Genomic DNA, 21,346 nt, shown 5'->3' with positions numbered 1-21,346 from the left:
TTAGCCACAGCACAGGGCAGACTGCGGCTATTCCCGGCAATAGGCGAGGAAGCGGCTCAGCGCTTTCGACAGATGTTTCTGCCGGTGATGGATGCGATACAGGGTGCGCGTCAGGCGCGGCAGGGGCACCGGCACTTCCGTCAGCGTGCCCGCCTCCAGCAAATCGGTAATCACCCGGCGCGATAAGCAGCTGATGCCCATGCCGTGGCGCACCGCGTGTTTAATCGCCTCCGAATTGCCTAACTCCATCCCCAGCTGAAACTGCGGCAGGTGCGACAGCAGCAGGTAATCGACAATCTCACGCGTACCGGAACCGCGCTCGCGCAGGATCCACGGCGCAGCGGCCAGCGTCTCCAGCGTCACCGGCTGCTGTAACAGCGGCGCATCCGGCGCGGCGAACACCACCAGTTCATCTTCCAGCCACGGTTCGCTGATGATATCCGGCTCATGGCACGGCCCTTCAATCAGGCCAATGTCGACGCGAAAATCGGCCACCGCATTGATGGCGTCCTGGCTGTTGCCAACGCTCAGCTCCAGCGGCAGCGTGGGAAAATCGCGACGATACGCGGCGATCATCCCCGGCAGCAGATAGTTGCCGATGGTGCTGCTGGCAAACAGGCGAATCGCTCCGTTGTCCTCTTTAAACAGCTGTTCGATCTCAATCGCCTGCTCCAGCAGCCCGACCGCACGCGGATAGAGCAGCCGACCGTGCTCGTTGAGCACCAGCCGTTTACCGACGCGGTCGAACAGCTGCACGCCGAGCTGACTTTCCAGATCGGCCAGAGCCGCGCTGACCGCCGACTGCGACAGCGCCAGCACCTGCGAGGCCTGAGTGGTGGAGCCGCTTTTCAGCACCTCGGTAAACACTTCAATCTGACGCAGCGTAATGTGCATGCGTGCTCCTTACATGGCGTACCGCTTCACCAGATAGATCACCACCGCCAGCCAGATCAGCAGCATCAGAATCAGGCCGCTCCAGCTGACGATCTTTTTGCCGCGCGCCCGCTGCACCTCGGCGCGTTCGGCGCTGCTGATGCGCACGTCGCGCGGCAGCAGACGCAGCAGGATCATCACGCCAAGCGGGATGATAATCGCGTCATCCAGAAGGCCAATAATCGGGATGAAGTCCGGAATCAGATCGATGGGGCTGAGCGCATAAGCGACGATGCCAAACGCCAGCAGCTTAAACCACCACGGCGTACGCGGATCGCGACAGGCAAACCACAGCGTCAGCACGTCCCGTTTGATGAGCTTCGCCCAGCGGCGCAAGCGCATGAACATTGTTGCCCTTCCTTATCACTTATTCCGGTTGATTATAAATATATTATCAATTTCACTTTTAAGCCAGCCAGGCGCACGCTAAAGCCTCACTGAGGAGAAGCGTATTATGGCTGAACTAAGCGTCAACAAAACCCCTTTTCATGTTCATCGCTGGCTGCCGGGACTGCTGCTGACCGCCGCCATCGCCGCAGGTGCCGCGTGGCTGGCCAGTCAGCCGTGGCTGGCTGGCGCGGGATTCGGCGCGCTGACGCTGGCCATCATTATCGGCATCGTGCTGGGTAATAGCCTGTATCCCCGCGTTGCGACCCCGTGCGACAGTGGGGTGCTGCTGGCCAAACAGCGTCTGCTGCGCCTCGGCATCATTCTTTACGGCTTCCGCATCACCGTGCAGCAGATCGCCGATGTCGGCGTCAGCGGCGTGCTGATTGATGTGCTGGTGCTGAGCTCAACCTTTCTGATCACCTGCCTGATCGGCATCCGTTTACTGAAAATGGATCGCGAAACCGTGTGGCTGATTGGTGCCGGCAGCAGCATTTGCGGTGCGGCAGCGGTGCTGGCAAGTGAACCGGTGATCAAAGCCGCACCGTCGAAAGTGGCGGTCGCGGTGGCCACCGTGGTGCTGTTTGGCACCGTCGGCATTGTGCTGTACCCGTTTCTCTGGACGCTGCTGCCGCAGGTCAGCGCGCAGCACTTTGGCGTCTTTACCGGCTCGACGCTGCACGAAGTGGCGCAGGTAGTGGCGGCCGGCCATGCGATGGGCGCGGAAACGGAGAACACGGCAGTCATCGCCAAGATGCTGCGGGTGATGATGCTGGCACCGTTTCTGCTGATCCTCGGCAGCTGGCTGCAGCGCCAGCGCAGCCACCAGCGTCAGGCACAGCAGCCGATCCGCTTTCCGTGGTTTGCCCTGTTGTTTATTGTGGTGGCGCTGTTTAACTCGCTGCACCTGCTGCCACCGCCGGTGGTGTCGGGACTGAATCAGCTGGCGAATCTGCTGCTGGCGATGGCGATGGCGGCGCTGGGCTTAACCACCCGTTTCGGCGCGCTGAAGCAGGCGGGCGTCAAACCGCTGCTGCTTGGTCTGCTGATGTTTATCTGGCTGATTCTTGGCGGCGGCGCACTGAATGTGCTGGTGCAACATTTCATGGCGTAAGCGCATCCGCTATCATGGGCGTTTTGCATCAGCAATCGCCCATTCAGGAGAGCGGCATGAAATATATCGGCGCACACGTAAGCGCATCCGGCGGCGTAGACCAGGCAGTGATCCGTGCCCATGAAATCGAAGCCACAGCCTTTGCGCTGTTCACTAAAAATCAGCGCCAGTGGAAAGCCGCGCCGCTCTCTGCGCAGGTGATCGACGCCTTTAAAACCGCCTGCGATCAATACAACTTTAGTGCCGCGCAAATCCTGCCGCACGACAGCTATCTGATTAACCTCGGCCACCCGGTGATGGACGCGCTGGAGAAATCGCGCGAGGCGTTTATCGATGAGATGCAGCGCGCCGAACAGCTTGGTCTGACGCTGCTCAACTTCCATCCCGGCAGCCACCTGCAGCAGATTGATGAAGATGCCTGCCTGAAGCGCATCGCCGAGTCGATCAACATTGCGCTGGATAAAACCCACAACGTGGTAGCGGTGATTGAGAATACCGCCGGCCAGGGCAGCAACCTCGGTTTCCGCTTTGAACACCTCGCGGCGATTATTGACCACGTCGAGGATAAATCGCGCGTCGGCGTATGCATCGACACCTGCCACGCCTTCGCTGGCGGATATGATTTACGCAGCGAAGCTGCCTGTGAAGCCACCTTTGCCGAGTTTGAGCGCGTGGTAGGCTTCCAGTATCTGCGCGGTATGCACCTTAACGATGCCAAAAGCACGCTCGGCAGCCGCGTGGATCGCCATCACAGCCTCGGCGAGGGCAACATTGGCAAGACCGCGTTTAGCTGGCTGATGAAGGATGCGCGTTTTGACGGTATCCCGATGATTCTCGAAACCATCAATCCGGATATCTGGAAGGATGAAATTGCCTGGCTGAAGGCCGAGCAGCAGGCGTAACGGGTTTAACCGGGGCCTGTCGCCAATAACAAAGGGAGCCGCGGCTCCCTTTGTTGTTCCTGGCTGCCGTTACGCGGCTTTGGCCAGTTCCTCTTCCGGACGTTTCAGAATCGCATAGCCCAGACCCGCAATCAGCGTACCAATCACAATCGCCAGCAGGTAACCCAGCACCGGGGTAATGGCGCCTGGAATCAGCAGGACGAACAGCCCGCCGTGCGGCGCCATCAGTTTGGCCCCCATCGCCATGGAGATAGCCCCGGTCACTGCGCCACCCACGATACAGCATGGCAGCACGCGCATCGGATCACGCGCCGCAAACGGAATGGCACCTTCGGAGATAAAGCACAGGCCGAGTACCAGCGCGGCTTTACCGCCCTCCTGCTGACCTTTATTGAACTTACGACGCGCTACCAGCGTTGCCAGCCCCATCGCCAGCGGTGGCACCATACCGGCCGCCATGATCGCGGCCATCGGCGCGTAGGTTTGCGAACTCAGCAGACCAACACCAAACGCGTAAGCCACTTTGTTCACCGGACCGCCCATGTCGGTACACATCATGCCGCCCAGAATCGCGCCCAGCAGGACCGCGTTAGCAGTGCCCATGTTCGCCAGCCAGCTGGTCAGGCCGCTCATGATGCCAGCAACCGGTTTGCCTACCACGTAAATCATCAGCAGGCCGGTAATCAGACTGGCCACCAGCGGAATGATCAGAATCGGCTTCAGCGCTTCCATACTTTGCGGCAGCTTCACTTTGCTGCTCAGCAGTTTCGCGGCGTAACCGGCGATGAAACCGGCGATGATGCCGCCAAGGAAACCGGCGTTGATGCTGGTGGCGATCATGCCGCCAATCAGACCTGGCGTCAGGCCCGGACGGTCAGCAATCGAGAAGGCGATAAAGCCCGCCAACACCGGCACCATCAGCGCAAAGGCGCTGCCGCCACCGATCTGCATCAGCGCCGCGGCTAAGGTGCCCTGCTCTTTAAACGCGGTAATCCCAAAGGCGAATGACAGCGCAATGCTCAGACCGCCGGCGACCACCATCGGCAGCATATAAGATACGCCGGTCAGCAGATGCCGATAGGCACCGGCTTTCTCTTTGCTGTCGCTCTGGCTGGCTGCCGCCTGGTTGCCGGAAGGCTGCCAGACTTTGGCTTCCGCCTGCGCTTTATCCAGCTCCTGTGCGGTTTTCTTCAGCGCCAGACTGGTGGAGGTGCGGTACATCGGCTTGCCGGCAAATTTCGCCAGGTCAACGTCGATATCCGCCGCAACGATCACCAGATCGGCCGCCGCCACTTCTTCCGGGGTGATCGGGTTGCCGGCGCCGACTGAGCCGCGGGTTTCCACTTTTACCCACCAGCCGCGCTTGCTGGCTTCCGCTTCAATCGCCTCGGCTGCCATGAAGGTATGCGCCACGCCGGTCGGACAGGCAGTGACGGCCACAATACGTTTCTGCCCGGAGCTCTGCGCCGGTGCACTTGCCGCCGGGGTTGCCGCAGCCGGCTGCCACGGTTGCGCCGCATCTTTAGCCAGCGCCAGCGCCGCCTGCGGATCGCGCAGCGCCTGCTGCACGTCCACGAGGGCAACGGACTTGCCGGCGAGCTGCGCGTTGTCGGTAACCTGCTGGCCAATCACCAGCACCAGTTCGGCGTCCGCGGCGCTGTCGACCAGCGTCAGTCCCGCCTGCCCTGCCGCCGCCTGCAGACGTTCCGAGGCTAAATGGCCTGATGCCAGGCCGAGTGACGAATCTTTTATCAGCAGCGTTTTCATTATCGCTCTCCTGCTGTTAGTTAACGGGTTGTAAGTCGACGCGCGCCATCATCGCGGCCAACTGGGTACGATCGGTCACGCCGACGTTGCTCTGGCTGACGGCCATGGCCGCCACCGCCGTCGCCAGACGCAGCGTGTGTTCACTGGATTCCCGCATCAGCAGGCCATAAATCAGGCCGCCAACCATCGAATCTCCGGCGCCTACGGTGCTGACCACTTCACACGCAGGCGGTTTGGCGATCCATTCGCCAGAGGCATTGACCCACAGCGCACCTTCCGCACCGAGGGAGATCACCACGTGGGCAATGCCCTGCTCGCGCAGCTGGTGCGCGGCGTCAATCACATCCTGCAGCGTCGGCAGCTTGCGGCCGGCCCAGATCTCCAGCTCGCGGCGATTGGGTTTTACCAGCCACGGTGCCGCTTTCAGACCGGCCACCAGCGCTTCACGGCTGCTGTCAAAAATGATGCATGGGCAGTGGGTGCGCAGATCGCTCATCCATTTGGTGAACGCGTCCGGCGCAACGCCGGCTGGCAGGCTGCCGCTGACGCACACCATATCGAACTGGCCCAGCCAGGTCAGCGAGTCGGCGGTGAAGCGGTCCCAGTCCTGTGGCGTGACGTCAAAGCCCGAGAAATTGAGGTCGGTGACGTCGCCGTCTTTTTCCGTCAGCTTAACGTTAATGCGGGTACGGCCCTGCACCACCTGAAAACGGTTAGCGATGCCGAGTTCGCTGAACAGCTGCTGAAAGCCGTCCTGATTCTCTTTGCCGAGGAAGCCGCCGACGGTGACGTCGATACCGAGATCTTTCAGCACTTTGGCGACATTGATGCCTTTACCCGCAGCGTGCAGCCCGGTGGTTTTGACCAGGTTAACTTCGCCGCGCTCGATCTCCGGCGTGTAGCCGACCAGATCGTACGCCGGGTTCAGGGTGATAGTGGCAACGCGACGACTCATGCTGCCCCCTCGCCCAGACCGCTATTAATGGCTTCTTCGATAGCGTGCAGTGCCTGCTGCGCATCGTCACCGCTGGCGGTGAAACGCAGACGATGGCCTTTCTTCACGCCCAGCGCGACCACCTTCATCAGACTGCGCCCATTAGCCGGCTTACCGCTGCCGTCGAGATTGGTCACGGTGATATCACTGTTGAACTGCTTGATCACGCTCACCAGCGCGGTGCCCGGACGCGCATGCAGACCGTGCTCGTTGCGGATGGTGAATTCCGCGGTTAAGACGTCCGCAGCTTCATCAACTTCGCTGGTCAGCAGCGCGAGAATACCTGCCGCGTCCGCCTTCAGCAGGCGTTCAGCCTGCTTGTTCAGCAGCAGATTGCTGAGGTAACCCAACACCTCAAGCGGGCGCTGATCGGTGGCGGCGACCGTCAGCAGCAGCGCTACCGGTTCGCCCTGATGCGTCAGCGGCGTCGCGCTGCGGCTCACTGCCACCGCGCTGTTAAGGTTGCCGTGCGAGCTGTCGCTCAGCCAGATGCCCTGACCGAGGCTGAGCGGCGCGTGCGAGACGACGTCCGCGACAAAGCTGGCGTCAACGGCACCGGCCGCCTGCAGACGCCCGGCGTTCAGCGCCTGCAGCGTCATCAGATCGCTGGCAGCCACGTCGGTGGCGATCAGCGAGGTATCAAACTGGAATTCAGCGGCCTGTTTTTCACCCATCAGCAGCGCACGCAGCTCTTCAGCAGAGGCGGATTTCAGCTGCTCAGCGATGCTGTCATCGCTTAATACGTGGGTCAGCTGGCGCAGCAGCGCGAGGTGCTCGTCAGATTTAGCGGCAATGCCGATGGCGACGTACGCCGTCTGGCCATCGCCCCAGTCCACGCCCTGCGGAAACTGATAAACCTGCACGCCGGTTTTCAGCACCAGATCGCGGGTATCGGTGGTGCCGTGCGGAATGGCGATGCCGTTGCCGAGAAAGGTGGTGGTTTGCTGTTCGCGCGCCAGCATGCCATCGACGTAGCCTTCGGCCACATTTCCGGCTGCGGTAAGCGCAGCGGCAACCTGACGAATGGCCTGTTCTTTATCGGACGCGCTGGCGCCGGTGTGAATGGCCTGAACTTCGAGCTGGAACATATTTCTCCTCGCTTGCTGAAAGTGAATCGTTTCAGCCTGATGGCGAAAAAATACGCTGTGCGACACGGACTTAGCCGGGAGGACAACGCTGAAACGTTTCAGGGAATATGGTACAGCCCCCGATTACAGGCAAGAAAATGCGCAATCGGCGTAGCAGATTTTTGATGCTCCGCACACTTCGCGGCGGATTTAGGATTTTTCACAGCGGGCGCGCTGACGCGTTGCTGTAACGCGGTGCCTGTGACGAGCGTGCTGTTCAGCTCGCGTCAGCTTAAACTCAGGGCGCGGTATCGGCTTCCAGCTGCAGCAGGTAGATCATGGCATCGGCGCGGCTGCTGCCGCACATCTCCGCCTGTGGCTGTAAACCGGCACACACCGCCGGACGCAGCGGCGAGCCAAAAATTTTGCAGCGCTGCTGTTCGTCGAGCTGCACGCAGCGGGTATTGGCCGGTTTGCCGTCAGGCATACCCGGAATGGGGGAAGAGATGGAGGGGGCTGTGCAACAGGCACCGCACTGGTCTCGACACAACATCATGCGCTCCTGCAAAGATTAGCGGCCGACAATAGCAGTCTGCACCGCGGAATTCTATGCGCGACCAACAATTTTCACCGGCCTCACTTGCCTGTTTTTCACCGCGCGAGTAAGTTGGCGCGCATCTACCTGGTTATAGCGAGTCAAGCATTATGCCAAAGGCAAACGAAATCAAAAAAGGAATGGCCGTCACCTGGAACGGTAAACTGTTGCTGGTGAAGGATATCGATGTCCAGAGCCCGAGCGCGCGTGGTGCCGCCACGCTGTATAAGATGCGTTTCACCGATGTGCGCACCGGCCTGAAAGTTGAAGAGCGCTTCAAGGGTGACGACATTATTGATGCCATCCAGCTTAGCCGCCGCGCGGTGACCTTCTCATACATCGACGGCGACGAATACGTGTTTATGGATGACGAAGATTACACGCCGTACAGCTTTAAAAAAGATCAGATCGAAGAAGAGCTGCTGTTTATTCCGGAAGGCGGCATTCCCGGTATCCAGGTACTCACCATGGATGGCCAGGTGCTGGCGCTGGAACTGCCGCAGACGGTAGACATGGAGATCGTTGATACCTCTCCCGGCATCAAAGGGGCATCCGCCAGTGCGCGCACCAAACCGGCGGGCATGAACACCGGGCTGTCGATTCAGGTGCCGGAGTACCTGAGCAATGGCGATCGCATCCGTATCCATATTGCCGAGCGTCGTTATATGGGACGCGCCGATTAAGCGCACGATTTTCTCCGGCGGCGGTTGATTGTTATAGTATAACAACAGCCTGCGCGCCGGATGCGGTTGTCCGGCGCGGCTATTTTAACGGAGTAAATCATGACGCGCGTGAACCTGATTACCGGCTTTCTCGGTAGCGGTAAAACCACCACCCTGTTACACCTGCTGGCGCACAAACCGGCCAGTGAGAACTGGGCCATTCTGGTCAACGAATTTGGCGAGATTGGCATCGACGGCGCGCTGCTCGCCGATCGCGGCGCCACGCTGAAAGAGATCCCCGGCGGCTGTATGTGCTGTGTCAACGGCCTGCCGCTGCAGGTCGGGCTGAATATGCTGCTGAAGCAGACCAGGCCGGACCGCCTGATCATCGAACCTACCGGCCTCGGCCATCCTAAACAGTTACTGAATATGCTGCGCGCGGCGGTCTATCAGCCGTGGATCCGCGTGGACGCCACGCTGACGCTGCTCGATCCGCGTCAGTTAGCCGATACGCGCGTCACGGAGAATGAAAACTTTCGCGACCAGCTGATCGCCGCAGACATCATCATCGCCAACAAGAGCGACAAGTGGGATGCGGAAGATCGCCAGCGGCTGGCGAGCTGGCAGCAGCATTTAGGCGACCGTCAACTGGTGGAAGCCAGCTGGGGCAACATTGATCCGGCGTTGCTGAGTCAGCCGGCATTGGCGGATCGTGCGGTACCCGATGCCGCGCATCATCATCATTCGTCACGTCCGCAGGGGCTGGCGGCGCTGAAACTGGAAGGCGAAGCGCGCTGGCGTCGTGCGTTAAATGAAGGTCAGGGCTATGCTTCCTGTGGCTGGATTTTCGATGGTGACACGGTGTTCGATACCATTCCGGCTTTAGAGTGGGCGCGGCTTGCGCCGGTGGATCGCGTGAAAGGCGTGCTGCGAACCGCAGACGGTCTGGTCAGCATTAACCGTCAGGGCGAAGACCTGTTCATTGAAACGCGCCCGGTCACGCCGCCGGATAGCCGTATCGAATTGATCCACCATCAGGCCACCGACTGGAACGCCTTGCAGACTGCCCTGTTGAAGATTCGTTTAAATTAGCTGCGGTAGGTTTGCCCGTTATTTTTTTTCCTTTTGAGTTACTTTTATGCGCACTTCTCGTTTGATTACCATCCTGCTGCTGAATGCGCTGGGTGTGATGCTATTTATGTCGTGGTATCTGCCGCCGGAGCACGGGTTCTGGTTCGCTCTCGACAAAGGCATCTTTTTTGGCTTTAACGACCAGATGGTCGACCATCACGGCTTTGCGCTGCTGGTGGCGATCACCAATTTCCGCGGTTTTGATGCGGTGTCGCTGCTGGCGATGGGCCTGCTCTATCTGTGGTTCTGGCGCCGCGAAACGCCGCAGGGCCGACGTCGTATGCTGGCGATTGGTATCACCATGCTGCTGACGGCGGTGATTCTTAACCAGCTGGGCCACCTGCTGCCGGTTAAGCATGCCAGCCCGACGCTGTTCTTTGATAACGTGCATCGCGTCAGCGAACTGACCGGCATTCCGGCAAAAGATGCGTCCAGAGACAGCTTCCCCGGCGACCACGGCATGATGCTGATTATCTTCGCCTGCTTTATGTGGCGCTATTTCGGCTTCCGCGCCTTCCTGATGGGCCTGCTGATTGTGGTGGTCTTTTCCCTGCCGCGCGTAATGGCAGGCGCACACTGGTTTACCGATATCGCGGTCGGTTCGCTGTCGGTGGTGCTGGTGGGCCTGAGCTGGTGGTTATTAACACCGGCCAGCGACAAACTGGTGAACTGGCTCTATCGTTCGCTGCCCGGAAAATATAAACCCCAGGCGTAATAGTTTAGCGCAGGCGATTATTTCCTGTTTTTAAGATCGCCTGCGCTTATTTAATCCTGCAATAAATTATTAGCGAACTAAGCGTTTTCTGATAAAAGAAAAACCTATGCGTCAAATCGTCTGACAATGGCGTTATTCCTGGCCTGTCCAGTCAGAACCCTCTTAAAATCTCCCTGAGCGCCAGAATTAGCCGCTGTTCCTGCCGTTAATTGACGCTTAAATCGCTACCAGTTGTTGATAAAGTAACCGTTGTGTTACAGATTGATTTCACATCAAAAAAACCTATAAAAATTTATATAAAAGCACTCGCCACGCGGTCTGTAATCGGTTAACCTCAACTCCGATTACTACCGTGCAGCATAAAATTCGGTACCTTAAGCAACAAAAATGTGTGCATTAACACATTTTAGTAATTAAGGAATTGTCTTAGAGGGTCGCACTTATTAATCTCAACCCGTTTTGTCATCTGGCTGGCGACATTCTGTCGTAAGGACATCGAAGGAAAACACGTACAATGGTCAAGTCTCAACCAATTCTGAGATACCTCAGGCGGATTATTCCCGCAGTAGCATTAGCAACCCTCTTATCGGCATGTAGCAGTACCCATAACGGTCAGAACGCGAATAACGAGAATCATGAAGTTAACAACCAGAATGGTTTTTTACTTCAGGCGTCTCAGGACGAATTTGAACAAATGGTGCAGAACGTGGACGTTAAGTCCCGCATCATGGAGCAGTACAGTGACTGGAAAGGTGTGCGTTATCGCTTAGGCGGCGACACCAAACGCGGCATTGACTGTTCTGCTTTTGTTCAGCGCACCTTTCGCGAACAGTTTGGTTTAGAGCTGCCGCGTTCCACATCGGAACAGCAGGACAGCGGTAAAGAGATTTCACGCAGTAAACTGCGTCCGGGTGATTTAGTGCTGTTCCGCGCCGGCTCCACCGGTCGCCATGTCGGCATCTATCTCGGCAACGACAATTTTGTACACGCGTCTACCAGCAGCGGCGTGATGATTTCCAGCCTTAACGACAGTTACTGGAAAAACCGCTACCGCGAAGCGCGTCGGGTACTGGCAAAAAACCCCAGTTAACCCCCTTCCTTCCTGATGTTCTCAGCCAGAGAATCTGAAAACGCTGCCCCGGCAGCGTTTTTTTTTCGTCTGCGGTTGCTTAAGCCAAATCCATGGCGGAAAAAGTAATTGTGAATCAAAAATATAACGAGACTTTTCGCGCAGCCTCGTTATATTCTCGTTGCCTTGAACCAGCACAGTTGTATGCGTTTTTATAATAAAAAGGGCAAGATCAGGGGAACCAACTCCATGCCACTGTCGGGGACGTTAAATCGTCATGCCAGCTACTCGCGGCGCATCGCCTGGAGTAGCGTAATTATTGGGGTCGCGTTTTTTATCCTGTTTGTCACCGTCCTGCTCACGCTGACCTGGCAAAAACGCGTCCAGCAACACCAGCAGCTGCTGGCTCACAGCCGTGACGATCTGCAACAGGTGATGTCAACCCTGGTCGAGAGCCTTTATCCACTGCAGCAATACACTCAACTCAGCTGCAACAGTGTCAACCGTGAGCTGACCTCTCGCGCCGCCTTTGCCGGCAACATTCGCGCGATATTACTGGTACGCGACGGCAACGCTTACTGCTCTTCGGCTACCGGCGCATTTCTGCTGGCCGCCAGCGCCATTTCACCCGATTCAGAGCTGGAGCGCGACCGTGACGTCCGCCTGCTGCCCGGCACACCGCTGCAGCCCGCCAAGCCAGCGCTGGCGCTGTGGCTGAAAAGTCCAGGAGCGAGCGAAACCGGCATCCTCGCCACAATGAACCTCAGCATGACGCCTTACCAGCTGCTGGCCTCTTACCATCCCGAAATCACGCGCATGGCGCTGGTGGCAGGCGACAGCGCGCTGCTCAGCGGCACCAGCCAGGTGGTGCGCAGCCGCGATCTGCCGCCCGCCCTCACCGACCTGACGCTTGATGACGGCAGCATGCGCTTTGTGCTTTACGGCAGCACGCTGGCCTCACGCGATTACACGCTGGCGTTGCTGACCGGCCTGCTGCTGGCGCTGCTGGTTGCCGCAATCAGCTGGCTGCTGCTGTCGCTGCATCAGCGACCGGGACGTGAAATCCTGCTCGGCATCCGGCGCGGTCAGTTTCACGTTGAGTATCAGCCGCTGGTAACGGCACACAACGGCAAACCCTATGGCGTTGAAGCGCTGCTGCGCTGGACTCACCCGGTTGAAGGCATGATCCCACCCGATGTATTTATCAGCCACGCCGAAGCGCAGAACCTGATTATTCCTCTGACCCAACATCTGTTCAGCCTGGTAGCGCGCGACGCGCGTTTTCTCTGTCAGCAACTGCCGCGCGGCACCCGTCTCAGTCTGAATATGTCACCGCAGCATCTGGCATCGGCCAGTTTTCGCCGCGACGTGCAAGCGTGGATCGCCAGTATGCCCGCCGATCATTTTAACTATGTATTTGAAATCACTGAGCGCACCATGGTGCGGGAGAAGAACGCCGGCGAAATCTTCGCCTGGCTGCATGAACACAATTTCAAGATTGCCATCGATGATTTCGGCACTGGCCATAGCGCGCTGATCTACCTGGAAAAATATCCGTTCGACTACCTGAAAATCGATCGCGGCTTTGTGCAGAGTATCGGCACCGAAACCGTAACCTCGCCGGTACTTGACACCGTGTTGCTGCTGGCAAAGAAACTCAACCTGAAAACCGTGGCGGAAGGCGTGGAAACCGGCGACCAGGCGGCCTGGCTGGTTAACCGGGGCGTCACACATCTGCAGGGGTATCTGTTTAGCCGCCCGCTGCGCCCGGAAAAGCTGATCAGCTACTATCAGAGCCAGGCCAGTTTGGGTTAACGTCACGTACCGCGCATGAAACTGCTACCATACAGTGCGGATTACCACAGGAGAGCGCCCCACTTATGCTGCTTCGTCTTGCCACAGCACTACTGATGTGCAGCGCCATTGCGCCGGTGCACGCGGTCACTATCCATGAAAGCTATGCCTTTGCGAAGCTGGGCGAACCGAAATACGCGGTCAACTTCAGCCATTATGATTACGCCAATCCGGCGGCGCCAAAAGGCGGCAAGATCACCCTCGCCGTGGTGGGCACTTACGACAACTTCAACCGCTATGCGTCGCGCGGCAATCCCGGTATCGGCACTGACACGCTGTACGACGGCCTGTTTACCACCTCAGACGATGAGCCGGGCAGCTACTATCCGCTGATCGCCGAATCAGCACGCTATCCCAGCGATTATCACTGGATGGAGGTGTCGATCAATCCGCACGCGCAGTTTCAGGACGGTACGCCGATCACCGCACAGGATGTCGCCTTCACCTTCAGCAAATTCATGACCGAAGGCGTGCCGCAGTTTCGCGTGGCGTTTCGTGGCGTGCAGGTGAAAGCGCTGAACCGGCTGACGGTGCGCATTGAGATGCCCAAACCAGATAAAGACCTGGTGCTGAGCTGGATCACGCTGCCGGTGCTGCCGGAAAAATTCTGGCAGAACAAAAAATTCAATGAGCCGATTGGCTATCCGCCGCTCGCCAGCGGGCCTTACCGCGTCACTTCGTACAAATCCGGCCAGTTCATCCAATATAGCCGGGTGAAGAACTACTGGGCGGCCGATCTGCCGGTGAACCGCGGTCGCTTTAATTTTGATACCCTGCGCTACGATTACTATCTCGATGACAACGTGGCTTTTGAAGCGTTTAAGGCCGGTGCCTATGACCTGCGCGAGGAGAGTTCGGCGAAGAAATGGGCCACACAATATCGCGGGCGCAACTTCACCAGCCACGCCATTGTGAAAGCCACCACGCCGAATGACGTCGCCACCGACACGCGCTGGCTGGCGTTCAATAACGAGAAAGCATTGTTCGCCGACCGCCGGGTGCGTGAGGCGCTGACGCTGGCGTTTGATTTTGAGTGGATGAACAAAGCGCTGTTCTACGGCGCTTACAAGCGGACCGACAGTTACTTCCAGAACACCGCTTACGCCGCCAGAGGCTATCCTGACGCCGATCAGCTGGTCCTGCTCGCGCCCTACAAGGCGCAGCTGCCTGCCGAGGTCTTTAACAACGCCTACGCGCCGCCGCACTCTGACGGCAGCGGCTTTGACCGCAACAATCTGCTGCGGGCGATGGCGCTGCTGAAGCAGGCCGGCTGGCAGATCAAAAACCAGCAGTTAGTAAACGTGAAAACCGGCCAGCCGTTTCAGTTTGAACTGTTGCTGCGCAGCGGTTCTCTGAACGACTGGGCGCTGCCGTTCCAGCACAGCCTGGCACGGCTTGGCATTACGATGACGCTACGTCAGGTGGACAGTTCGCAATATCTGCGCCGGCTGCGCGAGGGCGATTACGACATGATTCCGTCGCTTTATCAGGCGATGCCGTGGCCCTCCACCAGCCTGCAGTATGTCTGGCAGTCGGATTACATCAGCTCATCGTGGAACACCGCGCGGGTAAAAGATCCGCTGGTCGACCATTTCGTGCAGCAGATCGTGGCGCATCAGGGCGATGAAAAAGCGCTGCTGCCGCTCGGTCAGGCGCTGGATCGCCTGCTGCTGTGGAACGCCTACATGATTCCGATGTGGTACAACGCCGAGCAGCGACTGGCCTGGTGGGACAAGTTTTCCCATCCGCAGATTAAACCGGCGTTTGCCACCGGGCTGGAAAACTGGTGGTACGATGTGAACAAAGCCGGTCGTTTACCGGCCGATCGACGCTGAGGAGAGCGGTTTGGGTGCTTATTTCCTGCGCAGGCTGTTGCTGATTATTCCCACGCTGTGGGCCATCATCACCCTGAATTTCTTTATCGTACAGATTGCGCCGGGCGGTCCGGTCGATCAGGCGCTGGCCAACATCCAGTTTGGTCATAGCACCGGTCTGCCTGGCGGCGGCGGCAGTGACAGCGGCGCGCGCGGTGCGCTGGTGCGCGACAATCCCGGCGACAGCCAGTACCGCGGCGCGCGCGGGCTGGATCCGGAGGTGGTGGCAGAAATAACCCATCGCTACGGCTTCGATAAGCCCCTGCTGCAGCGCTATGGCGAAATGCTGTGGAATTACCTGCGTTTTGACTTTGGCGACAGCCTGTTTCGTAACGCCACGGTGCTGCAGCTGATTAAAGAGAGCCTGCCGGTGTCGATCAGCCTCGGGTTGTGGAGCACGCTGATCATCTATCTGGTGTCGATTCCGCTGGGCATCAAAAAAGCGGTGCGCAACGGCAGCGCGTTTGATATCTGGAGCAGCATCTTTATCATCATCGGCTACTCTATTCCGGCGTTTTTGTTTGCCATCATGCTGATTGTGCTGTTTGCCGGCGGCAGCTATCTCGACTGGTTCCCGCTCCGCGGCCTCACTTCGCCGCAGTTTGACACGCTGCCGTGGTACAGCAAAATCAGCGATTATGTATGGCATATCACCCTGCCGGTGCTGGCTACGGTGATTGGCGGCTTTGCTACCCTGACCATGCTGACGAAAAATTCGTTCCTTGATGAGGTGCGCAAACAGTACGTCGTCACGGCGCGCGCCAAGGGCCTGGATGAGAAGCGCATCCTCTACGGCCACGTGTTCCGAAACGCCATGCTGCTGGTGATCGCCGGGTTTCCCGCCACCTTTATCAGTATGTTTTTCACCAGCTCGGTGCTGATCGAGGTGATGTTCTCACTCAACGGCATGGGGCTGCTCGGCTATGATGCCACCATTCAGCGCGACTATCCGGTGATGTTCGGCACGCTGTATATCTTTACGCTGATTGGCCTGCTGATGAATATTCTCAGCGATCTGACCTATACGCTGGTCGATCCACGCATTGATTTTGAGGGCCGCTGATGCGTTTATCTCCCGTTAACCAGCAGCGCTGGCAGCGCTTTCGTCATAACCGGCGCGGCTACTGGTCGCTATGGCTGTTTCTGCTCATCTTTGTGCTGTCGCTGGGCGCGGAATTATTAGCCAATGACAAACCGCTGCTGGTGCATTACCAGCAGCGCTGGTACGCACCGCTGCTGTTTAACTACAGCGAGAGTGATTTTGGCGGCCAGTTTGCCACGGCGGCGGATTATCAGGATCCGTGGCTGAAACAACGTATTGTCCAGCAGGGCTGGGCGCTATGGGCTCCTATCCGCTTCAGCGACAGCACCATTCATTTCGCCACCGACGTGCCCTTCCCGTCACCGCCGTCGGCGCAAAACTGGCTGGGTACCGATGCTAACGGTGGCGATGTACTGGCGCGTCTGCTGTACGGCACGCGCATCTCGCTGCTGTTCGGTTTGCTGTTAACGCTGTTCTCCAGCGTGATTGGCATTGTGGTGGGTGCCCTGCAGGGCTACTTTGGCGGCCGCGTTGACCTCATCGGCCAGCGATTGATTGAAGTGTGGTCCGGCATGCCGACGCTGTTCATGCTGATTCTACTCTCCAGCGTGATTCAGCCCAATTTCTGGTGGCTGTTACTGCTGACAGTGATCTTCGGCTGGATGAGCCTGGTGAGCGTCGTGCGCGCCGAGTTCCTGCGCACGCGCAACTTTGACTATATCCGCGCCGCACGCGCGCTGGGCGTGAGCGATAGCCGCATCATGCTGCGCCACATGTTGCCCAACGCCATGGTTGCCACGCTCACCTTTCTGCCGTTTATCCTGTGCGGTTCGATCACCACGTTGACCTCACTGGATTTTCTCGGCTTCGGCCTGCCGGTGGGCTCGCCGTCGCTGGGCGAACTGCTGCTACAGGGAAAAAACAATTTACAGGCACCGTGGCTTGGCCTTTCCGGCTTCTTCGCCCTCGCCCTGCTGCTGTCGCTGCTGATTTTTATCGGCGAAGCGGTGCGCGATGCCTTTGATCCGAGCCGGGGGCGCTAAATGAGTTTGTTAACGGTGAATCATCTGGCGGTGGCGTTTCAGCAGCGCCGCGTGGTGGAAGATATCTCGCTGCGTATCGACGCCGGCGAAACGCTGGCGCTGGTGGGCGAATCGGGATCGGGCAAGAGCGTGACGGCGCTGTCGATTATGCGTCTGCTGCCGCAGCCGCCGGTGAGTTATCCGCAGGGCGAGATCCTGTTTGACGGGCGCGATGTGTTACAGGCCAGCGAACGTGAGATGCGCGGGCTGCGCGGCAACCAGATGGCGATGATTTTTCAGGAGCCGATGGTGTCACTCAATCCGCTGCACAGCGTGGAAAAGCAGCTGTATGAAGTGCTGTCGCTGCACCGTGGCATGCGGCGTGAAGCGGCGCGCGCTGAGATTCTCAGCTGCCTCGATCGCGTAGGCATTCGCCGGGCCGCGACGCGCCTGCAGGATTTTCCGCACCAGCTGTCCGGCGGCGAGCGCCAGCGCGTGATGATCGCCATGGCCTTGCTGACGCAGCCCAAACTGCTGATTGCCGATGAGCCTACTACGGCGCTGGACGTCACGGTGCAGGCACAGATTTTACAGCTGCTGCGCGAACTGCAGCGCGAACTGAACATGGGCATGCTGTTCATTACCCACAACCTGAACATTGTGCGTCAGCTGGCCCATAGCGTGACGGTGATGCGCAACGGGCGCGAGGTGGAACACAACCGCTGTGACGCACTATTTCGCCAGCCACAGCAGCCTTATACCCGCGAGCTGCTGGCCGCCGAGCCGGACGGCGCACCGGTACCGCTGATCGACGCGCCGCCGCTGTTGCAGGTGAATAATTTGCAGGTGGGTTTCCCGATTCGCCGTGGACTGCTGAAGCGCACCGTGGCGGAAAAAACCGCGCTACACAATCTCAGTTTTACCCTGCGGCGCGGCGAAAGCCTCGGGTTAGTCGGCGAATCCGGGTCAGGCAAAAGCACCACCGGCCTGGCGCTGCTGCGCCTGATTGCTGCGCGCGGCGAGATCTGGTTCGACGGCCAGCCGCTGCATCAGCTGAGCGCGAAGCAGCTACTGCCGCTGCGCCAGCGCATTCAGGTGGTATTTCAAGATCCCAACTCTTCACTCAATCCGCGCATGACGGTACAGCAGGTGATTGCCGAAGGGCTGGCGGTGCACCAGCCGCAGCTCAGCGCTGCCGAACAGGAAGCCAGAGTCATTGCGGTGATGGAAGAGGTTGGCCTGGAGGCAGCGAGCCGCAGCCGCTACCCGGCGGAATTCTCTGGCGGTCAGCGCCAGCGTATCGCCATTGCCCGCGCGCTGATCCTGCAGCCGCAGCTGATCGTGCTGGATGAACCCACCTCGTCGCTGGACCGCTCGGTGCAAAAGCAGATCCTTACCCTGCTGCGCCGTTTACAGCAGCAGCATCAGCTGGCGTATCTGTTTATCAGTCACGATTTGCAGGTGGTGCGCGCGCTGTGTCATCAGCTGGTGGTGTTGCGCCAGGGTGAAGTGGTGGAACAGGGTGAATGCGAAGCGCTGTTCAACGCGCCCGCAGCAGAGTATACGCGTCAGCTGCTGGCCTCCGCGCAGGGCGAGATCGGGCCTCAGTGACCGTCAAATGTTTCGGCGATCGCCACGCCCTGATTTTTCAGACAACAGTTAGTGGCGCTCTCGTCGCCGCGCTGAATCAGCAAACACGGCTGCCCTTCACATTCGGCAATTTTGCACTCGACCTGAATCTGCGCCAGCGTTTCCTGGAGCTGCTGCAGGATCTCCAGCGCCGGATGGCCATCATGGCTCAGCAGGCGCAGCGCGACCAGATCCCCGTCATGCGCGCCGTTCGCTGCTTCCTGGCGTTCAATGGCGCCGGCATGTTCCAGCGACCAGCGGTAAAGTTGTGGTAAACGATGCACAACCGAGAGTTGCAGCATAGTGTTTCGGTTCCCAGAGACAGTAACGTTATTCACAACGGACGGCTTCATCGCGGTGAATCCCCACCTGGCAAGCTCAGCATACGGACGTCAAGGATAGCCTTCTCGTTTTAAGCACAAAGCGTGATGCAACTTTATTATTTGCGAGCTTTCTCGCATTTATGCCTATGTTTACCGCGTTACGCGGCGCTTAACAATCATTTTAGACGCAATGTCGTTACTTTTTTATCAATTAATTTTCACAATATGGAAACATTAAGCATAGCGAGAGCGCGGAGAGGGGCAAATCAGGAGGTGAAATAACAGCAGGTTAAGGATCGACCCGCCGCCATCACGCGGTGTGGCGCGGACGGGCGGCGTAGCTGAACAGCACGATTGAGACGGTAGCGCACAGCGCGATGGTGGCGACCATCGGCCAGGCGCTGTTGACGCTGACCAGCGACAGTAGCGCGCCAACCAGCGCACCGACGCCGAAGCGCAGCGTACCGGCCAGCGAGGATGCGGTGCCGGCCATATGGGGAAATTCGTCGAGGATTACCGCCATCGCATTGGAGGAGACGGTCGATACGCAGCCAATGAACATTGCCACGCCAAACACCAGCGGCAGGAAACCGAGGTTGAGCGCGCTGACAATCAGCAGCCAGATGCCCATGGCAAACTGAATCAGCAGACCGAGGCGGAACATCGCCAGCGGTCCGAAACGGCGCACCGCGCGGCTGTTAATCAGCGTCATGACAAACAGAAACACCACGTTGAGGCCAAAGTAGTAGCCGAAATTCTGCGGCGACACATGGTTCACTTCAATGTAAACAAACGGCCCGGCGTTAAGAAAGGTAAACAGCCCGGCAAACGAGAAGCCGCTTGCCAGCATATAGCTGAAGGCGCGTTTGTGCCGCACCAGCGCGACAAAATTGCTCAGCGTGGTGCGCAGGTGAAAACGCTGCCGCTGCTCGGGCTTAAGCGTTTCGCGGATCTGCGTTACCACCAGCACGGTGGTAATCAGTGCGGCCAATGCCAGCGTCCAGAAGATGGCGTGCCAGTTCCACAGCAGCAGCAGCCAGCCGCCGATGATCGGGGCCAGCAGCGGCGCAATAGTGGTGATCAGCATGACAAACGACATCATGCGCGAGAAATCTTCTTTCGAATAACTGTCGCGCATCAGGGCGTTAATTACCACGCTGGCCGCGGCGGCGGAGAGCCCGTGCAGGAAACGCATCAGAATCAGCTGGTCAATGGATTGCGACAGCGCACAGGCTGCCGCCGCGCAGGCAAAAATCAGCGTGCCAAGCACAATCACCGGTTTACGTCCGTAGCTGTCCGCCAGCGGGCCATACACCAGCTGACCAATGGCGAAGCCGAGGATGTAGAGATTCAGCGTCATCTGTACGCTGCCGGCCGACACCGCGAATTCACGGGCGATTTGCGGCATTGCCGGCAGATACATATCAATGGAGAGCGGCATCAGCATGGCCAGCAATCCCAGAATCACCACTAATCCCACCGGTGAATTTTTTTCCTTACGCACCGCTGTCTCCCGCTATTTACGCTGTTTCAGTTCGTCCGGCAGGCCGATGCTATTGATTTCCGCCTCGGTCAGTTCACGGTATTCGCCTTCACCGAGCTCCTCATCCAGCACAATCTCACCGATGCTTTCACGATGCAGCGCCGTGACGTGGTTGCCCATCGCCGCAAACATACGTTTCACCTGGTGATAGCGCCCTTCACTGAGGGTGAGGCGCGCGGCTTTCTCATCGAGGATTTCCAGCTGCGCCGGTTTGGTCAGATCTTTCTCGTTGTGCAGCTGAATGCCGGCAGCAAATTTTTCGATCAGCCCCGCGTCAAGCGGCTGCTCCAGTTCCACCAGGTAGGTTTTCTCCAGGTGATGGCGCGGAGAAGTAATGCGATGCGACCACTGACCATCATCGGTCAGCAGCACCAGCCCGGTGGTATCAATATCCAGCCGCCCTGCCGCGTGCAGTTTGAACGCCGCCGGCTCCTCAATGAAATAGAGAATGGTGGGATGATCCGGATCGTCGGTGGAGCAGACATAGCCCTGCGGTTTATTCAGCATGAAATAGCGCGGGCCCTGCTGCACCGTCAGCGGATTGCCGTCGTACTCTACGGCATCGTCCGGCAGGACTTTATAGGCGGTGTCGCGCACCACTTCGCCATTGATGGTGATCTTTCTGCCACGTATTTCACGGCCGGCGATGGCACGGCTAACTTCCAGTTGCTGAGATATGAATTTGTCGAGTCGCATGAATTCGCTTTTTTGCCTGTTACTGCG

General features: G+C 58.5%; 20 protein-coding genes. 11 read left to right on the top strand and 9 right to left on the bottom strand.

The genetic code is table 11. From position 1 onward, the window contains the following. Positions 1-27: 27 nt before the first annotated feature. Positions 28-894: a DNA-binding transcriptional regulator YeiE gene (yieE, locus tag AC6I79_RS06840; protein ID WP_058775786.1), complete on the bottom strand. Its 867-nt coding sequence runs from the start codon at positions 892-894 to the stop codon at positions 28-30. 9 nt (positions 895-903) lie between these two features. After that, positions 904-1,281, bottom strand: a complete 378-nt coding sequence (locus AC6I79_RS06835; protein ID WP_058757253.1) for a YkvA family protein — start codon at positions 1,279-1,281, stop codon at positions 904-906. Between the two features lie 106 nt (positions 1,282-1,387). Here AC6I79_RS06835 and AC6I79_RS06830 point away from each other — a divergent pair, with 106 nt between their 5' ends. Both AC6I79_RS06830 and nfo read left to right on the top strand, forming a co-directional pair. Beyond that, positions 1,388-2,434: a YeiH family putative sulfate export transporter gene (locus AC6I79_RS06830; protein WP_141495204.1), complete on the top strand. Its 1,047-nt coding sequence runs from the start codon at positions 1,388-1,390 to the stop codon at positions 2,432-2,434. A 56-nt stretch (positions 2,435-2,490) separates the two neighbouring features. Further along, positions 2,491-3,336 (top strand): deoxyribonuclease IV, encoded by an 846-nt coding sequence (nfo, locus tag AC6I79_RS06825; protein WP_058775787.1) that lies wholly within the window; start codon positions 2,491-2,493, stop codon positions 3,334-3,336. A gap of 69 nt (positions 3,337-3,405) precedes the next feature. Here the strand turns inward: nfo and fruA are convergent, their stop codons facing one another. From fruA to AC6I79_RS06805, 4 genes are all read right to left on the bottom strand, one after another. Then, positions 3,406-5,103 carry a PTS fructose transporter subunit IIBC gene (gene fruA, locus AC6I79_RS06820; protein ID WP_058769933.1) on the bottom strand — a complete coding sequence of 566 codons (1,698 nt, stop codon included), beginning with the start codon at positions 5,101-5,103 and terminating at the stop codon, positions 3,406-3,408. A gap of 16 nt (positions 5,104-5,119) precedes the next feature. Then, positions 5,120-6,058, bottom strand: a complete 939-nt coding sequence (gene fruK, locus AC6I79_RS06815; RefSeq protein ID WP_021509266.1) for a 1-phosphofructokinase — start codon at positions 6,056-6,058, stop codon at positions 5,120-5,122. Further along, positions 6,055-7,185 (bottom strand): fused PTS fructose transporter subunit IIA/HPr protein, encoded by a 1,131-nt coding sequence (gene fruB, locus AC6I79_RS06810; RefSeq protein WP_159378529.1) that lies wholly within the window; start codon positions 7,183-7,185, stop codon positions 6,055-6,057. The genes fruK and fruB overlap by 4 nt, the downstream gene beginning before the upstream one ends. 277 nt (positions 7,186-7,462) lie before the next feature. Next, the gene (locus AC6I79_RS06805; protein WP_058775788.1) at positions 7,463-7,717 is read right to left on the bottom strand and encodes a YkgJ family cysteine cluster protein; all 255 of its coding nucleotides are present in this window, start codon (positions 7,715-7,717) and stop codon (positions 7,463-7,465) included. A gap of 152 nt (positions 7,718-7,869) precedes the next feature. Here AC6I79_RS06805 and yeiP point away from each other — a divergent pair, with 152 nt between their 5' ends. The 9 genes from yeiP to yejF all read left to right on the top strand — a co-directional run bounded on the left by yeiP (position 7,870) and on the right by yejF (position 18,739). Then, the gene (gene yeiP, locus AC6I79_RS06800) at positions 7,870-8,442 is read left to right on the top strand and encodes an elongation factor P-like protein YeiP (protein WP_159378530.1); all 573 of its coding nucleotides are present in this window, start codon (positions 7,870-7,872) and stop codon (positions 8,440-8,442) included. A 99-nt stretch (positions 8,443-8,541) separates the two neighbouring features. Further along, positions 8,542-9,513 (top strand): CobW family GTP-binding protein, encoded by a 972-nt coding sequence (locus AC6I79_RS06795; protein ID WP_159378531.1) that lies wholly within the window; start codon positions 8,542-8,544, stop codon positions 9,511-9,513. A gap of 46 nt (positions 9,514-9,559) precedes the next feature. Continuing rightward, positions 9,560-10,267 carry a phosphatase PAP2 family protein gene (locus AC6I79_RS06790; protein ID WP_159378532.1) on the top strand — a complete coding sequence of 236 codons (708 nt, stop codon included), beginning with the start codon at positions 9,560-9,562 and terminating at the stop codon, positions 10,265-10,267. A gap of 514 nt (positions 10,268-10,781) precedes the next feature. Continuing rightward, complete coding sequence (gene mepS / locus AC6I79_RS06785; protein ID WP_031280047.1) at positions 10,782-11,357, top strand: bifunctional murein DD-endopeptidase/murein LD-carboxypeptidase; 576 nt, start codon at positions 10,782-10,784, stop codon at positions 11,355-11,357. A 228-nt stretch (positions 11,358-11,585) separates the two neighbouring features. Further along, the gene (gene pdeN / locus AC6I79_RS06780; protein ID WP_104093086.1) at positions 11,586-13,151 is read left to right on the top strand and encodes a cyclic di-3',5'-guanosine monophosphate phosphodiesterase PdeN; all 1,566 of its coding nucleotides are present in this window, start codon (positions 11,586-11,588) and stop codon (positions 13,149-13,151) included. A 65-nt stretch (positions 13,152-13,216) separates the two neighbouring features. Continuing rightward, a complete protein-coding gene (locus AC6I79_RS06775; RefSeq protein WP_159378533.1) occupies positions 13,217-15,025 on the top strand; it encodes an extracellular solute-binding protein in 1,809 nt (602 codons plus the stop codon). 10 nt (positions 15,026-15,035) lie between these two features. Further along, complete coding sequence (locus tag AC6I79_RS06770) at positions 15,036-16,127, top strand: microcin C ABC transporter permease YejB (RefSeq protein ID WP_159378534.1); 1,092 nt, start codon at positions 15,036-15,038, stop codon at positions 16,125-16,127. Further along, positions 16,127-17,149: an ABC transporter permease gene (locus AC6I79_RS06765; protein WP_159378535.1), complete on the top strand. Its 1,023-nt coding sequence runs from the start codon at positions 16,127-16,129 to the stop codon at positions 17,147-17,149. The genes AC6I79_RS06770 and AC6I79_RS06765 overlap by 1 nt, the downstream gene beginning before the upstream one ends. Further along, on the top strand, positions 17,150-18,739 hold the full coding sequence (gene yejF / locus AC6I79_RS06760; protein WP_159378536.1) for a microcin C ABC transporter ATP-binding protein YejF: 1,590 nt from the start codon (positions 17,150-17,152) through the stop codon (positions 18,737-18,739). Here yejF and AC6I79_RS06755 read toward each other — a convergent pair. The 3 genes from AC6I79_RS06755 to rsuA all read right to left on the bottom strand — a co-directional run bounded on the left by AC6I79_RS06755 (position 18,733) and on the right by rsuA (position 21,319). Then, entirely contained in the window at positions 18,733-19,059 is a 327-nt protein-coding gene (locus AC6I79_RS06755) for a YejG family protein (RefSeq protein WP_021509254.1), read from the bottom strand. The genes yejF and AC6I79_RS06755 overlap by 7 nt on opposite strands. 331 nt (positions 19,060-19,390) lie before the next feature. After that, positions 19,391-20,584, bottom strand: coding sequence for a Bcr/CflA family multidrug efflux MFS transporter (locus AC6I79_RS06750; protein WP_021509253.1), 1,194 nt, complete (start codon positions 20,582-20,584; stop codon positions 19,391-19,393). 12 nt (positions 20,585-20,596) lie between these two features. After that, a complete protein-coding gene (rsuA, locus tag AC6I79_RS06745; protein WP_021509252.1) occupies positions 20,597-21,319 on the bottom strand; it encodes a 16S rRNA pseudouridine(516) synthase RsuA in 723 nt (240 codons plus the stop codon). Between the last annotated feature and the right edge of the window lie 27 nt (positions 21,320-21,346).

The organism is gamma proteobacterium symbiont of Scutellera amethystina, assembly GCF_059730845.1.
The sequence above is the reverse complement of the archived record's forward strand: the minus strand, read 5'-3'. Positions and strand labels throughout refer to the sequence as shown.

Bases quoted from the DNA above. Each gene is read 5' to 3' on its own strand.
- yieE (WP_058775786.1), bottom strand. From the start codon at position 894: ATGCACATTACGCTGCGTCAGATTGAAGTGTTTACCGAGGTGCTGAAA.
- AC6I79_RS06835 (WP_058757253.1), bottom strand. From the start codon at position 1,281: ATGTTCATGCGCTTGCGCCGCTGGGCGAAGCTCATCAAACGGGACGTG.
- AC6I79_RS06830 (WP_141495204.1), top strand. From the start codon at position 1,388: ATGGCTGAACTAAGCGTCAACAAAACCCCTTTTCATGTTCATCGCTGG.
- nfo (WP_058775787.1), top strand. From the start codon at position 2,491: ATGAAATATATCGGCGCACACGTAAGCGCATCCGGCGGCGTAGACCAG.
- fruA (WP_058769933.1), bottom strand. From the start codon at position 5,103: ATGAAAACGCTGCTGATAAAAGATTCGTCACTCGGCCTGGCATCAGGC.
- fruK (WP_021509266.1), bottom strand. From the start codon at position 6,058: ATGAGTCGTCGCGTTGCCACTATCACCCTGAACCCGGCGTACGATCTG.
- fruB (WP_159378529.1), bottom strand. From the start codon at position 7,185: ATGTTCCAGCTCGAAGTTCAGGCCATTCACACCGGCGCCAGCGCGTCC.
- AC6I79_RS06805 (WP_058775788.1), bottom strand. From the start codon at position 7,717: ATGTTGTGTCGAGACCAGTGCGGTGCCTGTTGCACAGCCCCCTCCATC.
- yeiP (WP_159378530.1), top strand. From the start codon at position 7,870: ATGCCAAAGGCAAACGAAATCAAAAAAGGAATGGCCGTCACCTGGAAC.
- AC6I79_RS06795 (WP_159378531.1), top strand. From the start codon at position 8,542: ATGACGCGCGTGAACCTGATTACCGGCTTTCTCGGTAGCGGTAAAACC.
- AC6I79_RS06790 (WP_159378532.1), top strand. From the start codon at position 9,560: ATGCGCACTTCTCGTTTGATTACCATCCTGCTGCTGAATGCGCTGGGT.
- mepS (WP_031280047.1), top strand. From the start codon at position 10,782: ATGGTCAAGTCTCAACCAATTCTGAGATACCTCAGGCGGATTATTCCC.
- pdeN (WP_104093086.1), top strand. From the start codon at position 11,586: ATGCCACTGTCGGGGACGTTAAATCGTCATGCCAGCTACTCGCGGCGC.
- AC6I79_RS06775 (WP_159378533.1), top strand. From the start codon at position 13,217: ATGCTGCTTCGTCTTGCCACAGCACTACTGATGTGCAGCGCCATTGCG.
- AC6I79_RS06765 (WP_159378535.1), top strand. From the start codon at position 16,127: ATGCGTTTATCTCCCGTTAACCAGCAGCGCTGGCAGCGCTTTCGTCAT.
- yejF (WP_159378536.1), top strand. From the start codon at position 17,150: ATGAGTTTGTTAACGGTGAATCATCTGGCGGTGGCGTTTCAGCAGCGC.
- AC6I79_RS06755 (WP_021509254.1), bottom strand. From the start codon at position 19,059: ATGCTGCAACTCTCGGTTGTGCATCGTTTACCACAACTTTACCGCTGG.
- rsuA (WP_021509252.1), bottom strand. From the start codon at position 21,319: ATGCGACTCGACAAATTCATATCTCAGCAACTGGAAGTTAGCCGTGCC.